Source organism: Pseudomonas sp. GX19020, assembly GCF_023371075.1.
Classification (GTDB): domain Bacteria; phylum Pseudomonadota; class Alphaproteobacteria; order Rhodobacterales; family Rhodobacteraceae; genus Pseudogemmobacter.
In genome coordinates, this window is the sequence record NZ_JAMCCR010000001.1 from 796,946 (window position 1) to 813,756 (window position 16,811).

Genomic DNA, 16,811 nt, shown 5'->3' on the forward strand with positions numbered 1-16,811 from the left:
CGGCCCTTCGCCGCGCCCGCTAAACACGGATCAGCAAGGGAATGAGGCCCCAGCCACTGGCGTAAGCCCGGGCGTGGGGCCGAAGTGCAATAGCGGGAGACGCCTATGGCGGATGCAGCCATCCACGGGCATGACCATGACAAGCGCGGATTTTTCGTCCGCTGGTTTATGTCCACCAACCACAAAGATATCGGGATTCTCTATCTGTTCACGGCGGCAATCGTCGGGCTGATCTCGGTCATCTTCACCGTCTATATGCGGATGGAGCTGATGGAGCCGGGCGTACAGTATATGTGCGCCGAAGGAATGCGTCTGACCGCAGCGGCGCCCGGAGAATGTACTCCGAACGGCCATCTGTGGAACGTGACCGTCACCGCGCATGGCATCCTGATGATGTTCTTCGTGGTGATTCCGGCGCTGTTCGGCGGTTTCGGCAACTATTTCATGCCGCTGCAGATCGGCGCGCCGGATATGGCTTTCCCGCGCATGAACAACCTCTCCTACTGGCTCTATGTTGCAGGGACCGCGCTGGCCGTGGCCTCGCTCTTTGCGCCGGGCGGTGACGGGCAGCCGGGATCGGGCGTGGGCTGGGTGCTTTACCCGCCGCTTTCGGAAAAAGAAGCCGGTTTCTCGATGGATCTGGCGATCTTCGCTGTTCACCTGTCGGGGGCTTCCTCGATCGTCGGCTCGATCAACATCATCACCACCTTCCTCAACATGCGCGCGCCTGGCATGACCATGCATAAGGTGCCGCTGTTCGCCTGGTCGGTCTTTGTGACCGCCTGGCTGATCCTGCTGGCGCTGCCGGTTCTGGCTGGTGCAATCACCATGCTGCTGACCGACCGTAACTTCGGCACATCGTTCTTCGTGCCCGAAGGTGGCGGCGACCCGATCCTTTACCAGCATATCCTGTGGTTCTTCGGCCACCCGGAAGTGTACATCATCGTGCTCCCGGCCTTCGGCATCATCAGCCAGGTTGTGGCGACCTTCGCGAAAAAGCCGGTCTTCGGCTATCTGCCGATGGTCTATGCGATGGTCGGGATCGGTGTTCTGGGCTTCGTCGTCTGGGCGCACCACATGTATACCGTCGGCATGTCGCTCTCGCAGCAAAGCTACTTCATGATGGCGACCATGATCATCGCGGTGCCGACCGGCATCAAGGTGTTCAGCTGGATCGCAACCATGTGGGGCGGCTCGGTGGAATTCAAAACCCCGATGCTCTTCGCCTTCGGCTTCCTCTTCCTGTTCACCGTTGGCGGTGTGACCGGGGTTGTGCTGTCGCAGGCACCGCTGGACCGTGGCTACCACGACACCTATTACGTCGTCGCCCACTTCCACTATGTGATGTCGCTGGGCGCCGTCTTCGGGATCTTTGCCGGGGTCTATTTCTGGATCGGCAAAATGTCGGGCCGCCAATATCCGGAATTCGCAGGCAAGCTGCATTTCTGGGCGATGTTCATCGGCGCGAACCTGACCTTCTTCCCGCAGCACTTCCTCGGCCGTCAGGGCATGCCGCGTCGTTACATCGACTACCCGGTGCAGTTCGAATACTGGAACTACATCTCCTCGATCGGCGCGTTCATCTCGTTTGCTTCGTTCCTCTTCTTCATCGGCATCGTGTTCTACACCCTGTTTGCAGGCCGCCGCGTGACCGAGAACAACTACTGGAACGAATATGCCGACACGCTGGAATGGACCCTGCCCTGCCCGCCGCCGGAGCATACGTTCGAAACGCTTCCCAAGCGTGAGGACTGGGACCGTTCGCACAGCCACTGAGCGGGTGTGACAATCCTGAAACTTAAAAGGCCCCGGAGATTTCTCCGGGGCCTTTGCCTTTGGCGGCGACGCGGTTTATGCGACAGATCAGACGATCAGGCATAAGTTCAGTTCGGATCCGCCATGCCCTATCACTGGTCAAGGCCCGCAGACGGGCCGGAACATCTGCACCTGGTGCCCTATTCCGCACTGAGCCGGCCGGGCTTTGCCTGGTTCATCGGCGCCACTGCCGCGCTGATCGCGCTGCCGCTGCTCTCCGTGATTGCGACGCCGGTTTTCTGGGGGCTGCTGCCATTTCTTCTGATCACACTGACGATGATCTGGCTGGCGCTGAAACGGTCCTGGAGCGATCGTAGCATCACCGAAGATCTGCAGCTGAGCCGGGATCATATCAGCCTCACCCGGCGCGGCCCGCGTGGCCGGGTCCAGAACTGGGAGGCCAATCCCTATTGGGTCAGCGTGCATCTCTGTCCGAATGACGGGGAAAACAGCGGGCCGGTGCCGGATTACCTGACCCTGCGCGGCAGTGAACGCGAGGTAGAGATCGGCGCCTTCCTCACCCCCGAAGAGCGTCGCAGACTGGCGCAGGAGCTGCGCGAGGCGCTGGCCCGGGTGAGGGCTGCCGACCGGGCCTGATCTCTGGGAACTGAGCCCTGACCCGGAGCTGGCTCCGACCCGGAACCTGGCCTCAGGCCAGCCTGGCGCGGATCGTGGCACCAACCTGCGCGAAATCCATCTGGCCGGTGTATTTCTCTTTCAGCTCCGCCATCACACGGCCCATATCGCGGATCGAACTCGCGCCAAGCGCTGCGATGGTCTGGTCAATCACCGCCGCCGCTTCTTCGGGATCCATCTGGCGCGGCAGGAATTCCGAGATCACCTTCACCTCGGCCAGTTCCTTTTCAGCCAGCTCCAGCCGGCCGCCTTCCTCATAGATACGGGCGGATTCCTGGCGCTGTTTCACCAGCTTGCCCAGCAGAGCCAGCAATTCGCTGTCCGCGACGCCCTCATCGCCACGCCCCTCGCCCCGCGCTGCAATGTCACGATCCTTGATCGCGGCATTGATCAGCCTGAGTGTCGAGGTCCGCGCAGAATCGCGGGCCTTCATCGCCTCTTTCATCGCCTCATTCAGGCTGTTGCGCAGGCTCATCGCGGGGCTCCTTCTCGGTCCGGCGTCTAATCTGCCATGCGGCACCGATTCCGGCAAGTCACCACCTTTGAACCAAGGCACTGATTTTTCACAACAATATCAAAGACCCCAAAGCCTTGACCCTGCCCTGGCAGAGGCATAGGTTGCGCCCGTTTAGCCAGCACACCAGAATCCTCTCACGCTCCGGAGCCAATCATGCCGCATGCAGCACCCCGTCCTACTGCCTGTCTTGTGCTGGCGGATGGCACGCTCTTTTATGGCTACGGCTTTGGCGCGACCGGCGAGACGGTGGCAGAGCTCGTTTTCAACACCGCAATGACCGGCTACCAGGAGATCATCACCGATCCCTCTTATGCGGGCCAGGTCGTGACCTTCACCTTCCCCCATATCGGCAATACCGGCATCACGCCCGAGGATGACGAAACCGTGGCCCCGGCGGCGGCGGGGATGGTGGTGAAATGGGATCCGACCGAGCCCTCGAACTGGCGTGCAACCGGCGACCTGCGGTCCTGGCTGGCAAAGATCGGCCGGATCGGCATTGGCGGTATCGACACCCGCCGCCTGACCCGCGCCATTCGCCAGCAGGGCGCCCCGCATGTGGCCCTCGCCCATGACCCGGAAGGCAGGTTCGACGTCGAGGCGCTGGTGGCAAAGGCCCGCGCCTGGAAAGGTCTTGTCGGCCTCGATCTGGCAAAAGACGTGACCTGCCCGCAAAGCTACACCTGGGATGAGAAACGCTGGGCCTGGCCCGAGGGCTATACCAAACGCACGGCCCCGGGCCCGAAAGTCGTCGCCGTCGATTTCGGCGCGAAAAAGAACATCCTGCGCTGCCTCGCCTCGACCGGCTGCGAAGTCGTGGTGCTGCCGGCCTCGGCCACGGCCGACGATGTTCTGGCACATAAACCGGATGGCGTGTTCCTGTCGAATGGCCCTGGCGACCCTGCAGCGACCGGCGAATATGCCGTGCCGATGATCAGGGGCGTCCTTGAGAAAGACCTGCCGGTCTTCGGCATCTGCCTCGGTCATCAGATGCTGGCGCTGGCGCTTGGCGCCCAGACCCGCAAGATGAACCATGGCCATCACGGCGCCAACCATCCGGTGAAAGACCTGACAACCGGAAAGGTCGAGATTACCTCGATGAATCATGGCTTTACCGTCGATGCCGATACCCTGCCCGAAGGCGTGATCGAGACCCATGTCTCGCTGTTCGACGGCACCAATTGCGGCATCGCCATCAAAGACCGCCCGGTGTTTTCGGTGCAGTATCACCCCGAAGCAAGCCCCGGCCCGCAAGACAGCTACTATCTCTTCGAGCGTTTCGCGGCCGAAATGAATGCGCGCCGTTCCGTCTGAGAGTACAGGCCCGGAGTATTCCGGGCCCGACCAATCAGGCTTAACCGCCCGTTAACTGATCCCTGCGCAATCTCGGGCCCGGAAGTGATCCGGGATGCGCAGGGCGATGACGGTTCGGCATTTGATCAGTATCGGTGGCGCCTCGCCCCTGGACTTGCGGCATGAGACTGCCACGCTGCGGAAAGCGCGGTGGGACGGATCCCTTCGTCAGCCCTGCGGCCTTCACGCGGACGTCACGCAGGACCGGCCCACGCGCTCTGACGCGCGGCCGGATCCCTTCGCGATTGCACTCCTGCGCCATGGGCTGATCCGGCCCGAACAACCCGGCTCTGCGGCTTCGGCACGGCACAGTTCGGCAGCCGGTGATTGCGTGCCGCCGCATGGCACCCTGGCCGAAGATGATCTCCTCGCCGCAGCCCGCGACCATTTTGGTGCACCGTTTGTCGATCCGCTGTCCCCAGCACCCGAAGCGGCCGCGATTGACCTGCTCGGGCCTGGTTTCTGTCAGCGGCATGGCATTCTGCCCTTACGGCGCGCCGGGGCAGTGACGGTGGTCGCGACTTCGCGACCCGAGGCTTTCGCCCGGCTGCGCCCGGTGATCGAGGCACAGATCGGCCCGGTGCTGATGGCGTTGGCGCCTGCCGCTTCCATCGCCCGGGCGCTGATGCTGGTGCGCGGCTCACAGATCGCCCATACCGCCGAGACAAGGGTGGCGGCGGCTCTCTCCTGCCGCGACTGGGGCGGGATCGGGGTCAGGCTGATCGCCGCCGCAATGGCGGCCGCCCTTCTGGCAAGCGTTGCGAATTTCCCGATCAGCACCGGGCTTTCACTGTTGTTTCTGGCGCTTGGCTCGATGGTGCTGTCGACGCTGATGAAACTGGTCTGCGCGATCGCCACCCTGCGTCACCGCCCCCTGCCCCCGCCTTGCCCGGCGGCCGGGCCGCTGCCCGGGGTCTCGCTCCTTGTTGCACTCTATCATGAAAGCGATATCGCGCCGCGCCTCATACGACGGCTGTCCCGGCTCGATTATCCCCGCGACCTGCTGGAAGTGGTGCTCGCGGTCGAGGCGGAAGACCATTCGACCCGCACCGCGCTGGAAAACGCCGGCCTGCCGGCCTGGATGCGGATCGTTGTGGTTCCGCCGGGCCGGGTTAAGACAAAGCCACGCGCGCTGAATGTGGCACTTGACCACTGCCAGGGCGCGATTATCGGCGTCTATGATGCCGAAGATGCGCCCGAAGCAGATCAGATCCGCCGCGTCGTCGCCCATTTTCGCCAGAGCGATTCGGGTCTCGCCTGCATTCAGGGGGTGCTGGATTATTACAACCCGGCGACCAACTGGATCGCGCGCATGTTCACCATCGAATATGCGGCCTGGTTCCGGCTGATTCTGCCTGGCGTGGCACGGCTCGGGCTGATGGTGCCGCTCGGGGGGACGACGCTGTTCTTTCGCCGTGATGTGCTGGAAGAGCTTGGCGCCTGGGATTCGCATAATGTCACCGAAGATGCCGATCTCGGCATCCGGCTGGCGCGCGCCGGCTACCGCACCGGGCTTTTGTCAACGGTCACCCGCGAAGAAGCCAATTGCCGCCCCTTCCCCTGGGTCAGGCAGCGCTCGCGCTGGATCAAGGGCCATATGATGACCTGGCTCGTCCATATGCGCAGCCCGCTCAGGCTCTGGCGCGAGGTCGGAACCCGCGCTTTCCTCGGGTTTCAGGTGATGTTCCTCTGCGCCGCGCTGCAAACACTGCTGGCGCCGCTGCTCTGGAGCTTCTGGATCATCGCTCTGGGGTTTTCGCATCCTTTGGCCGAAGCCCTGCCCGCAGGCCTCACCTGGGCGATGCTGGGCGCCTTCCTGTTCTCTGCGGCGGTCGATTTCACCCTCGGCTGGCTGGCGCTGAAACAGGCCGGGCACAGGATCTCGAAATCCTGGGTCTTCACCCTGCATTTATACCAGCCTCTCGCGACCTTCGCCGGCCTCAAGGCACTGTGGGAGCTGATCACCCGCCCGTTCTATTGGGACAAGACCAGCCATGGGATCTTCGATACTGTAGAGGCCGGCTGCGGTGCTTGCCGCAAGAAACCCTCAGGATGAGGTTCAGCGCAGTTTCAGCTCGCCCGCCTCAACCCTCAGACGCGTCTCAAAGGCCCGGCTGATATGGGTTTTCAGCGCCGTCCAGGCACTGTTTTCGTCACGCGCCGCAATCGCTGTCACAATCGCCTCATGTTCCGTGAGGGCGACCCCGTCCCGCCCCTCGGCGGCGAAAGAGGTCTGTGCCATCAAAGCCATCGAACGGTGCAGAAGATCCAGTTGCTGCACCAGAAACCGGTTATGGCTGGCAAGATGGATCTGGCGGTGAAAGCGCTTATTCGCGCGGCTGAGCGCTGCCGGGTCCCCGCCAAGCAGCGCACGATCATCGGCGACCATGCTTTGCAACACGCGGATTTCCTCTTCCGTCGCGTGACGCGCCGCCAGCCGCGCGGCAAGGCCTTCGAGTTCCGTCCTGACCGCGTAAAGCTCTGCCAGCTGATTATGATCCAGCGTCGCGACGATCAGGCTGCGCCCGTCGCGTTTCAGCATCGATTGCGTCTCAAGCCGCTGCAACGCCTCGCGCACCGGGGTCCGCGAGACCCCGAATCGTTCGGCCAGCTCGCTTTCAACCAGCCGCTCGCCGGGCCGGAATTCACGCGCTTCGATCGCTTCAAGGATCAGCGTATAGGCGTCTTTCTGCACTGGACCCGCTCCTGTTCGCGCATCATCGCGGCACCATGATCTCGCCCCGGGGCCAACACAGCCGCCCAGAAAGCGCACGCCCCGCAACCCTGGCCGGGAACCCTAGTGGCGGGAACGACGGCAGGCAAGCCCGCCCTGTCCCGAAGCCTCGCGACTGCGCGCAAGTTCCGGCTGCATCCCGCCCGCGTCCATGCTAAGAAAGCCCATGCCAAACGAAGCTTTCAGCAATATCAGCACCTGGGTCTTTGACCTCGACAACACGCTTTACCCCGCCGGGGCCTGCCTCTTTCCCCAGATCGAGCGCAAGATGACCGATTGGGTGATGCGCAATCTTGGCCTCGACGAGGCCAGCGCCGATGCGCTGCGCCATGGGTACTGGCAGGAACACGGCACCACGCTTGCCGGGCTGATGTCCGGCCATGATATTGATCCGTCAGATTTTCTGGCCTTCGTGCATGATATCGATTTCTCGGGTCTCTCCCGCGACAATGCCCTTGCCCGCCGCATCGCCGCGCTTCCGGGTCGGCGCATCGTTTTCACCAATGCCGACACGCTTTATGCCACCCGCGTGCTGGAACGGCGCGGCCTTTCCGGCCTGTTTGACGCGATCTATGGCATTGAAGAAGCGGGCTATTTGCCGAAACCGCGCCGCGATGCCTTTGACTGTATCGTCCGGCTTGACGGGTTCGACCCGGGGCGTGGTGCGATGTTCGAGGATGATCCGCGCAACCTGCTGGAACCGCACCGGATGGGGATGCGAACCGTTCTCGTCGCGCCCGAGCCGCTGGTTGAGGACCATATCCATCACAATACCGGCGATCTGCGCGACTTCCTTGACCGGCTTGCGGCCGGCTGAACCCGCCCCCGGCGGGGCCGACGGGACGCGAGGCAGATTGACGCAGTGCGACACCACGCCCCGCCCCAGCGGCCTGTCCCGCGGATGAAAGCCCGGTGGAAATGCGGTATATCCCAATCAGTCATTGAAGATACGGCTTTCGCCCCCCTCTCCGGGGTGGCCAGTGCCGTCAGAGGGATCCAGCCATGTCCGACAGCCTCACCCTTACAGCCCGCCCGGCGCGCCGCAGCCTTATCAGCCGTATCCCGCTGATTGGCCGGATCGCGCGCGAGATTGACCAGGATGTGAATAATTTCTTCTGGCTCCTGCCGGTGGTCATCCTTGGCCTCGTGCTTGGGATCAAGCTTTGGGGCATGGCGGCGCTTACCATGCTGGCGCTGGCCCTGGTGCCGGTGGTGTTCGCCTTTTTCATCGCAATCTCCTGGCCCTGATCCATCACCTGCAAACACTCGCCCTGACGACATCCTGTCCACTGGCCCCGCGCGGGCCGAAGGCGTAGACTGGCGGCCGAAGCAGCCAGAGGGCCCCAGGGAGTGAAACCGGCATGAAACGCGCGGAAACCGGAATCCTGATCTCGGGCGGCGGTATTGCCGGGCTGACGGCGGCTGCAGCTTTTGGGTCGGCCGGGTTCGAGGTGATCTGCGTCGATCCGGCCCCGCCGCCGCAATCCGAAGCGGCAAATGACGCCGATCTGCGCAGCACGGCCTTTTTGCAGCCCTCGGTTTCGGTGCTGGAAGAGGCAGGGATCTGGCATCGGCTTGCCCCCCATGCGGCGGCATTGCAGGTGATGCGGATCGTCGATGCCGGAAAGGCAGATGCGGGCGGCGCGGATGCGACGGCCCGCACCATCCGCGATTTCGACGCGGCTGAAATTTCCGACCAGCCCTTCGCCTGGAATCTGCCGAACTGGCTTTTGCGCCGCGAGATCGCGGCAAGGCTGGCCGAGCTCCCGAATGTGACCTTCCGCCCGGGCATCGGCACGAAAGGCCTGATGACCCGTGACAGTGAGGCGCTGGTCACGCTGAGCGACGGATCCCAGGTCGCGGCGCGGCTTCTGATCGCGGCGGACGGGCGGCATTCTCCGATGCGTGAGGCGCTGAATATCCCGGTGAAAACCATCCGTTACGGGCAAAAGGCCCTGGTGTTTTCGGTCACCCATGATCTGCCGCATGACAATATCTCGACCGAAGTGCATCGCTCAGGCGGGCCGTTCACGATGGTGCCACTGCCCGATCGCGACGGGCGCCACGCGTCCTCGGTCGTCTGGATGGAACATGGGCCCGAGGCCACGCGGCTTGCCGCCCTGCCCGAGGCCGAGTTCGAGGCCGAGATGAATGCACGCTCCTGTGGCATTCTGGGCGGGATGCGGCTGGTGACAAGGCGCCTTGTCTGGCCGATCATCAGCCAGGTGGCGCAGCGGCTTTCGGGACAGCGCGCGGTTCTGATGGCCGAAGCCGCACATGTGGTGCCGCCCATTGGCGCGCAGGGGCTGAATATGTCGCTGAAAGATCTGCGGGTGCTGCTGGACCTTGTCAGAGGACCTGGCGGCGACCCGGGGGCGCAGGGCATTCCAGACGCCTATCACCGGGCGCGGCACGGCGATATCACGCTTCGGGTCGGCGGCATCGACATGCTCAACCGCGCCTCGATGGCCGGCGCGCCGACGCTGCGCGCCCTGCGCAGCGGTATGCTCGAGATGCTCTATGCGCTGCCGCCGGTGCGGCAGGGGCTGATGCGCGCCGGGCTGGGTGTGTCGTGACGGTTGACCCTGGACTGAGCGAGGCGTAAGCAAGTGCCGTGGCGATTTGTTGACCGGATTGCGGGCCACGTTAAATAAGCCGCTAAAGAGGTGACGGGACGTCTTCGCCCTGCCGCGCTTTCCGGTCATTGGATCTGCTTATGGCCCGGGAGCCTTGTGCTGCGATGACGAACTGGAAGACACGCACCAAACTTGTCCATGAAGGCAGCCGCCGCAGCCAGTACGGCGAGATGGCCGAGGCGATTTTCCTCACGCAGGGCTTCGCCTATCCTGATGCCGAAACCGCCGAGGCGCGGTTCATCAAATCGGGTGCGGATGAATTCATCTATGCCCGCTACGGCAATCCCACCACGCGGATGTTCGAAGAGCGGATCGCGGGACTTGAGGGCACCGAGGATGCTTTCGCCACGGCCTCGGGCATGGCGGCGGTCAATGGCGCACTGACCGCGCTGCTCAGGGCCGGGGATCATGTGGTCTCGGCCAAGCAACTCTTCGGATCCTGTCTTTATATCCTCGAAGAGGTGCTGACGCGCTACGGCGTGCAGGTCACTTTCGTCGACGGGACCGATCTGGCAGCCTGGGAGGCCGCCGTGACGCCGGAGACGAAGGCGGTGTTCTTTGAAAGCATGGCGAATCCGAGCCTCGATATCGTTGATATCAAAGGGGTTGCCGAGATCGCGCATCGCCATGGCGCGCTGGTGATCTGCGACAATGTCTTTGCAACGCCGATCTTTTCGCGCGCGGTCGATCTCGGGGCCGATGTGGTGGTCTATTCGACCACCAAACATATCGACGGCCAGGGCCGCGCGCTTGGTGGCGTGATCTGCGGATCGGGCGACTATATCCAGAAGATCGTCCAGCCCTATATGAAACACACGGGCGGCGCGATGAGCCCGTTCACCTCCTGGATCATGCTTAACGGTATGGCGACGCTGGATCTGCGCTGCCGCGCGATGGCGGCTTCGGCGCTGGAGATTGCGACCTTCCTGGAAGGCCATGACAAGATTGAAAAAGTGCTGTTTCCGGGCCTGAAATCGCATCCGCAATATGATCTCGCCATGGCGCAGATGGGAACCGGCGGCACGATTGTGAGTTTCGTGGTCAAAGGCGGCAAAGAGGGTGCCTTCCGGCTGCAGAATGCGCTGGAAATCCCAAAGATCTCGAACAATCTCGGCGATGCGAAATCGATCACCACGCATCCCGCGACCACCACGCATCAGCGTCTTTCCGATGAGCAGAAAGTGAGCCTCGGGATCGCGCCGGGGCTGATCCGGTATTCGGTCGGGCTGGAGGATGCGGGAGATCTGATCGCCGATCTTGATCAGGCGCTGGCACTGGTGTGAGGCACCGGCGGCGGGGGCCAGCCCCCGCCCCTCCGAAGTAATTCGATCAGGAAGAAAGCAGCAGCGTTTCGAGCTTGCTTTCGCGGCGCCAGTGCCTATCTCATAGGCGTCCCGGCGATTTATCATTCCGCTGGTTCATCCGGAAATTGACGGCCCGATGCCCCCGGGAAGGAGGCGCGGCCGGAACCGAAAGGATCTTCCCATGACACGCCATGACAGGATTACCGACCGCGCGCCCTCGCGCGAGGAGGCCGCGGCCGCGCTTTTGACTTTGCGTCGCTGGGCAGAGGAAGCGGGCGAAGAAGAGATCGCGGGGCTTGACCCTTCGATTGGCAATCTGCTGCCCGATCTGTCCTATCCCGCATTGCGCCGCGCCTACCCCGAGGATTTCGCGGTTGACCAGGCCTATCGCGCCACGCTTCCCGATCTGCAAAACGGGCCATCGAGCCTGATCGTTGGCGCAAAGACGCAGATCCAGCATGTGGGCATCTCGAATTTCCGCCTGCCGATCCGGTTTCGGACGCGCGAGGCCGGCGAGGTGATGCTGGAGACCAGCGTGACCGGCACGGTGAGCCTGGAGGCAGAGAAGAAGGGCATCAATATGAGCCGCATCATGCGCTCATTCTATGCCCATGCAGAGGAGCAGTTCAGCTTTGAGGTGATCGAAGCCGCGCTGGAGGATTACCGCCGCGATCTCGACAGTTTCGATGCCCGGATCCAGATGCGGTTTTCCTTTCCGGTGAAGGTGGAGAGCCTGAGATCTGGCTTAAGCGGCTGGCAATATTACGATTTCGCGCTGGAGCTGGTCGATCTGAACGGCGAACGGGTCAAGATCATGCATCTTGATTACGTCTATTCCTCGACCTGCCCCTGTTCGCTGGAATTGTCAGAACATGCGCGGCGCACGCGCGGTCAGCTGGCGACGCCGCATTCGCAGCGTTCGGTCGCGCGGCTTTCTGTCGTGGTGAAGACCGGCGAGATGCTCTGGTTCGAGAATCTGATCGATCTGGCGCGAAAGGCGGTTGTGACCGAGACGCAAGTGATGGTGAAACGCGAGGATGAGCAGGCCTTTGCCGAGCTGAACGGTGCCAATCCGATCTTTGTCGAGGATGCGGCGCGGTCGTTCTGCGAGGTGTTGCGCAGCGATCCAAGGATCGGTGACTTTCGCGTGATGGCGAGCCATCAGGAGAGCCTGCATTCCCATGATGCGGTATCTTTGCTGACCGAGGGGCCGACTTTTTCGGCCACCAGCCTTGATCCGCGCCTGTTTCAGTCGCTGTTCCATGTGGGGTAGAAGATGATCCGCCGTTCCGTCCTGGGCCTGCTGGCTATGCCTTTCTTCATACCGGCGGTGCTCAGGGCGGACGGCGCGACAGCCGGCCAGAAGATCGCGCAGGCGGCCGAAGCACAGGAAGGCATTGTCCGGATTTATGACCCGGCCTATGTCGCACTGGATTTTCCCGGCGGTGACGTGGCACCGGATCGTGGGGTCTGCACCGATGTTCTGGTCCGGGCGCTGCGGGTGGCCGAGAGCATTGATCTGCAAGTTGCGATCAACCGCGATATGAAAGCGGATTTCGCGGCCTATCCGAAAAACTGGGGGCTGACGCGGGCCGACCGCAATATCGACCATCGCCGGGTGCCCAATCTCAGGCGTCTTTTCGAGCGGGTGGGCGCAGAGCTGCCGCTCAGCGAGACCGCTTCTGATCATCTGCCGGGCGATGTGATCACCTGCCTGATCCCCGGCGACCTGGCGCATCTGATGGTGGTGGGGACCGGCCTCGCCGGTCCGCGCCCGCTGATCGTCCATAATATCGGCGCCGGCACCAGGGTCGAGGACCGGCTTTTTGAGTTTCGCATGACCGGGCGTTACCGGTTTACGCCTTCTGTGCTGGAAAAGCTGCGCCGGCTGAGCGCCTGAGCCCTCTCTCTGCCGCAGGGTTTGACGACAGCCCCGCGCGGGCCTAAGCCTTGCCCCATGATCGACCTCAGACCCGTGGCCTATGTGATCGGACGGATTCTGATCGTCCTCGCCATTCTGATGGTCGCGCCTGCGATTCTCGACTGGCGGGCGGGCGATCCGAATGCGCGTGCCTTTTTGCGCTCAGCCCTGATCACCGGCTTTGCAGGCGTGAGCCTTGCACTGTCGACGGCGAACAGCCAGACAGCGGCTCTTGGGGTGCGGCAGGCCTGGCTTCTGACCTCGGCGATCTGGTTCATCCTGCCCTTCTTCGCCGGCCTGCCCTATGTGCTGGGAGAGCCCGGTCTGAGCTATCTGCATGCTTGGTTCGAAGCGGTCTCGGGCCTCACCACCACCGGCGCCACAGTGATCACCGGACTTGATCATCTGCCGATGGGGATGAACCTCTGGCGCGGTATGACGACCTGGATCGGCGGGCTTGGGATCGCCTTTATCGCGATGATCTTCCTGCCACTGATGCGGGTCGGCGGCATGCAGTTCTTCCGCACCGAGGGGTTCGATACATTCGGCAAGGCCCTGCCCCGCGCCACCGATATCGCGCGCCAGCTGATGCTGATCTATGCCGCGCTGACCCTGACCTGCATGGCCTCATATCTGATGATCGGGATGCCGGCGCTTGGCGCGGTGGTGCATGGCATGACCACGGTCGCGACCGGAGGCTTTTCGCCTTATGATCAGTCCTTCAACAACTTCCAGGGCGCCGGAGAATATATCGCGGTGTTCTTCATGCTGGCGGGAAGCCTGCCCTTCATCCGCTATGTGCAGATGGTGAATGGCCAGCCCTTCGCGCTCTGGCATGACCCGCAGGTCCGGGCCTATCTGCGCTGGCTGCTGAGCGCCGTGATGATTGTCGCGGTCTGGCGGATCCTTACCGCCGATATGGAGATTGAGCCGGCTTTCCGCGAAAGCCTGTTCAATCTGACCTCGATCATGTCCTCGACCGGGTTCTTTTCCGGAAGCTTCCCGAGCTGGGACGGGCTGATGCTGGTGGTCGCGCTGATCATCGGCATAGTCGGGGCCTGTGCAGGATCGACCGCTTCCGGGCTCTCGGTGTTCCGGGTGCAGATCGCCTTTTCGGTGCTTCGCGCCCAGGTGCGGCGGATCGCCTGGCCGAACTCGGTCGAAGCGGTCAAATATGACGGGCGCACGGTCGAGGATGATCTGATCCAGGCGCTGATCATGTTCATCTCCAGCTATATCCTGATCCTCGGCCTGTTCAGTGTCGTGCTGACCCTGGTGGGGGTGGATCTGGAATCGGCGATGTTCGCAATCTGGACGACGCTTGGGAATGTCGGCTACGGCTTTGGCCCGCTGGTCGAGCGTACCGGCACTTTCGTCGAATTCCCCGATGCGGCGATTGCGGTGATGGGGCTTGCAATGATCCTCGGCCGGCTCGGGCTGCTTGCGGTGCTCGTGCTGCTTTTGCCGGCGTTCTGGCGGTCCTGAGGCGGGCCAAAGATCGGCCCGAAGAAACCGGGGGCATGCCCCCGGTCACGAGGTCAGATCACGGCTGATCCCAGCACGAGACCAGCACCGTCATCCCGCGTGCCTCGCGGGTCAGCGTCTCGGGCGGCAACGCGACCGTGCTCGCGCGCTCCAGCGGCGTGATGCTGGCCTGGCCCAGCACAGCGGCAATCTGCCCCGCATCGGCGGCAAAGGCGACATCGGCGGGCAGATCGCGTGTGCTGTCGCGCAATTCGGGCAGCAACATGCCAAGCACCGCCCCCGATCCGTCGATCACCGCCCCACCCGCATCGCCCGGCCTGGTCGCGACCGTCAGACGCAGCATGCCTGCCGCGCCGTCCAGCCCTCCGGCCTCTTCAAAGGCGCCATGGGTCAGAACCGGCGCCGGCAGCCGCCCCTCATAGGGATAGCCCGCGATCACGACCCCCGCACCCGGCCTGGTCCCGCTGCTGAACTCCGCCACCGCAGGCGGTGCAAGCGCCGTCACCGGCTGCAGGACCGCAAGCCCGGACGCGGCATCCTCCACCACCGGTTTCGCCTCGACCGCATGGTCAAGCGTGATGCGGGCGCAGGTTTTCACCGCATCAACCGTGGTCAGCACCGCCCCCGCTTTCGAGACATAAAAGCCCGAGCGATTGCGGATCGGCTGGCGGACCTCAAGCCCGGCCACAAGGCCGCGTCGCGCCGCCTCATCCAATGGCACGAGGCCCGGATCAAGCGCGGTGTCACCAACCGCGCGGAAGCTTGCATCGATCACCTCGAACACCCGCGCATCACGGCCCGCGTTCTGCGGTTTGCCGAACGCCATCCATCCCTTGATCAGCCCGCCCGAAAGCCTGGCCCAGGCGCGGCCATCCTGATCACCAGTCTGCCCCGTCAACCGGATCTCGGTATCGCTGCGCTCGCGCGCGCCGCCTGCAGGCATCGCGGTCAGCGAACTGATCACCTCGTAAAGCCCGCCTAGACTGCTGGCATCCCCCGGCTGCGAAATCAGCACGATCGACAGGCCCGAGCCGTTTTTCTCGCGGAAATGCACGAAAGGCGGCTCGTAACGGTCGAATTCCACCAAAGCGAGCGGCAGGGTCGCGTCGATGCCGCTTTCCTGTTCCTCGACAAGGGCAAAGCCGAAAGCCGCAACTTCGCCCTGATGCGCCCCGACCAGCGCCGCGCGCTGTGCCGTGGTCAGAATGCCGCTTGCCTCATGGCCGCTGGCCGCCTGCCAGGCCGCCATGGAATTGCGGGTGCCCGGCCCGAAAGCGCCGTCAATGCCGCCATTGTAGAACCCGAACCATTGCAGCGCGACCTGCAATTCCTTGCGCTGATCCAGATCAAGCGCCGCCTCGGAGGCCCGGGCCTCTGCCGGTGTCTCTTCGATGACTGCAGGCTCCGCCACCTGCCCGGCGATCACCGCCGGTTCGGGGGCCGGCTCAGCAGCCGGATCGGGCAGAGCCTCAACGGCGACCTCGCGCTGCAGGACCGTCTCCGGCACAGACCCCTCCGGTGGCCAGAATTGCGCCCTGAACTCTGCGCCATCGGTGATATAGCTGTCAGCCGGGATCCTTGCGCCCGATTTCAGCGCCGAAAGCACCGAGCCCACCTCGGCTCCGTCATAGGGGCCAAGCACCACACCATACCAGCCCGATGGCAGGCCAAAGCCCCAGACATTTCCGAATTCCGACGCGAAGGCCGCCGCGCGCTCATTGGCCCGCGCAAGACCCGGCAGCGCCTCGACCTGGATCCAGCGCCGTTCCTGCGCCGCAGAGGGCGCGGCAAATGGCACTGACAGCATCATTGCGGCTGTCACGGCAGTGATCGCCCTGAAGGGCGCAACCAGAGATTTAAAACGGGAAATGATCATACGGTCTCGCTGCTTCCGGCTGGCCGGGGGCGAGGCCGCCCGGTCGTCACATCGTGCTTCACATCTGCGTAACCAATACCTGGCACGCGCCCGAGAACAAGGGCCAGAGGCATGGGAGGGTCCCTCCTCCCCAGCTTGTGACCGGTCTTTCAGCGCAGCGCGGCCATGGTGCAAAGGGCCATGAGGACCGCGCGCGGACAAATCAGCCTGACCTCCCGGGCTCCGGGACTGCTGAGGCGCATGCACCCGCCCACGTCTTTTCCGGTACCTGTCGCCCCTATCCCGGGCGATACGGTCCTGAGAAACGGTCAGCCCCCTGCCTGCCAGACCCGGAAATCGACGGAGAGGGAAAGGGCGCGCGCATCACTCACCACTGCATCCGGCGCCTCTGTCGATCCCCGCCGCATGGGCGTGCTGACAGCAAGCGCTCCTGCACCCCCGTCCTTCTGCACTTACCACCGGGATCTGTCCGCGCTTAAGTGCCATTTTTTCGAAAGAAGATCAGTTCAGGTTAGCGAAACCTTACCGGGTGGGCCG

14 protein-coding genes and 1 riboswitch are annotated in these 16,811 nt (G+C 63.4%); of the genes, 11 read left to right on the forward strand and 3 right to left on the reverse strand.

Annotated elements, in window-relative coordinates:
• Positions 1 to 105: 105 nt before the first annotated feature.
• Positions 106 to 1,776: a cytochrome c oxidase subunit I gene (ctaD, locus tag M3484_RS03910; protein ID WP_092898100.1), complete on the forward strand. Its 1,671-nt coding sequence runs from the start codon at positions 106 to 108 to the stop codon at positions 1,774 to 1,776.
• 123 nt (positions 1,777 to 1,899) lie between these two features.
• The gene (locus M3484_RS03915; RefSeq protein WP_249495801.1) at positions 1,900 to 2,412 is read left to right on the forward strand and encodes a DUF2244 domain-containing protein; all 513 of its coding nucleotides are present in this window, start codon (positions 1,900 to 1,902) and stop codon (positions 2,410 to 2,412) included.
• A 52-nt stretch (positions 2,413 to 2,464) separates the two neighbouring features.
• On the opposite strand, the gene M3484_RS03920 is transcribed toward M3484_RS03915, so the two are convergent.
• Positions 2,465 to 2,926: a GatB/YqeY domain-containing protein gene (locus tag M3484_RS03920; protein WP_249495802.1), complete on the reverse strand. Its 462-nt coding sequence runs from the start codon at positions 2,924 to 2,926 to the stop codon at positions 2,465 to 2,467.
• A 195-nt stretch (positions 2,927 to 3,121) separates the two neighbouring features.
• Between M3484_RS03920 and carA the strand changes: the two genes are divergently transcribed.
• Together carA and M3484_RS03930 are read left to right on the forward strand one after the other, a co-directional pair.
• On the forward strand, positions 3,122 to 4,279 hold the full coding sequence (carA, locus tag M3484_RS03925; RefSeq protein WP_249495803.1) for a glutamine-hydrolyzing carbamoyl-phosphate synthase small subunit: 1,158 nt from the start codon (positions 3,122 to 3,124) through the stop codon (positions 4,277 to 4,279).
• Between the two features lie 106 nt (positions 4,280 to 4,385).
• Positions 4,386 to 6,374, forward strand: coding sequence for a glycosyltransferase (locus tag M3484_RS03930; RefSeq protein WP_249495804.1), 1,989 nt, complete (start codon positions 4,386 to 4,388; stop codon positions 6,372 to 6,374).
• A 3-nt stretch (positions 6,375 to 6,377) separates the two neighbouring features.
• Here M3484_RS03930 and M3484_RS03935 read toward each other — a convergent pair whose 3' ends face one another.
• A complete protein-coding gene (locus M3484_RS03935) occupies positions 6,378 to 7,013 on the reverse strand; it encodes a GntR family transcriptional regulator (RefSeq protein WP_092898108.1) in 636 nt (211 codons plus the stop codon).
• A 205-nt stretch (positions 7,014 to 7,218) separates the two neighbouring features.
• On the opposite strand from M3484_RS03935, the gene M3484_RS03940 reads away from it, so the two are divergent.
• From M3484_RS03940 to M3484_RS03970, 7 genes are all read left to right on the forward strand, one after another.
• Entirely contained in the window at positions 7,219 to 7,869 is a 651-nt protein-coding gene (locus tag M3484_RS03940; protein ID WP_249495805.1) for a pyrimidine 5'-nucleotidase, read from the forward strand.
• A 185-nt stretch (positions 7,870 to 8,054) separates the two neighbouring features.
• A complete protein-coding gene (locus tag M3484_RS03945) occupies positions 8,055 to 8,300 on the forward strand; it encodes a hypothetical protein (RefSeq protein ID WP_249495806.1) in 246 nt (81 codons plus the stop codon).
• A gap of 113 nt (positions 8,301 to 8,413) precedes the next feature.
• On the forward strand, positions 8,414 to 9,628 hold the full coding sequence (locus M3484_RS03950; protein ID WP_249495807.1) for a UbiH/UbiF family hydroxylase: 1,215 nt from the start codon (positions 8,414 to 8,416) through the stop codon (positions 9,626 to 9,628).
• A 28-nt stretch (positions 9,629 to 9,656) separates the two neighbouring features.
• Positions 9,657 to 9,735, forward strand: a riboswitch (SAM riboswitch).
• Between the two features lie 57 nt (positions 9,736 to 9,792).
• Positions 9,793 to 10,971 (forward strand): O-succinylhomoserine sulfhydrylase, encoded by a 1,179-nt coding sequence (gene metZ / locus M3484_RS03955; RefSeq protein WP_249495808.1) that lies wholly within the window; start codon positions 9,793 to 9,795, stop codon positions 10,969 to 10,971.
• Between the two features lie 202 nt (positions 10,972 to 11,173).
• Positions 11,174 to 12,265 carry a GTP cyclohydrolase FolE2 gene (gene folE2, locus M3484_RS03960; RefSeq protein ID WP_249495809.1) on the forward strand — a complete coding sequence of 364 codons (1,092 nt, stop codon included), beginning with the start codon at positions 11,174 to 11,176 and terminating at the stop codon, positions 12,263 to 12,265.
• 3 nt (positions 12,266 to 12,268) lie between these two features.
• On the forward strand, positions 12,269 to 12,892 hold the full coding sequence (locus tag M3484_RS03965; RefSeq protein WP_249495810.1) for a DUF1287 domain-containing protein: 624 nt from the start codon (positions 12,269 to 12,271) through the stop codon (positions 12,890 to 12,892).
• A gap of 57 nt (positions 12,893 to 12,949) precedes the next feature.
• Positions 12,950 to 14,398 carry a TrkH family potassium uptake protein gene (locus M3484_RS03970; protein ID WP_092898122.1) on the forward strand — a complete coding sequence of 483 codons (1,449 nt, stop codon included), beginning with the start codon at positions 12,950 to 12,952 and terminating at the stop codon, positions 14,396 to 14,398.
• A 58-nt stretch (positions 14,399 to 14,456) separates the two neighbouring features.
• Here M3484_RS03970 and M3484_RS03975 read toward each other — a convergent pair whose 3' ends face one another.
• Complete coding sequence (locus tag M3484_RS03975) at positions 14,457 to 16,274, reverse strand: serine protease (RefSeq protein ID WP_249495811.1); 1,818 nt, start codon at positions 16,272 to 16,274, stop codon at positions 14,457 to 14,459.
• Between the last annotated feature and the right edge of the window lie 537 nt (positions 16,275 to 16,811).